Genomic DNA, 241 nt, shown 5'->3' on the forward strand with positions numbered 1-241 from the left:
GCTTGAAGATCGATCCTGTTGACCGGCGTAAGGAACGGATGAGCGAGATGGACTGGATTCCCCCAACCATACAGAAGGGAGGCGATTTGCAGCTCAATCCGCCGCATCGGGATCAATGGTTCAAGTCCGGTGAGATCGTCTTCTCCTTGTCACGGATGTTTCCCAATAATGCCTCCGCTCCGCGAATCGTAGAGGTACAGCAGCGCTATGAAGAACTCGAAGAGATAATTGGGGATGCCCG

Annotated in this window: 1 protein-coding gene; it reads left to right on the forward strand. The window is 53.5% G+C overall.

Annotated features, from left to right (window positions below; genetic code table 11):
* Positions 1-38 precede the first annotated feature (38 nt).
* Positions 39-241: hypothetical protein (locus KVT27_RS25960; RefSeq protein ID WP_217582311.1), on the forward strand; the 203-nt coding region annotated here is incomplete at its 3' end.

Source organism: Lysinibacillus sp. GbtcB16, assembly GCF_019091145.1.
GTDB classification, from domain to species: Bacteria; Bacillota; Bacilli; order Bacillales_A; family Planococcaceae; genus Lysinibacillus; species Lysinibacillus fusiformis.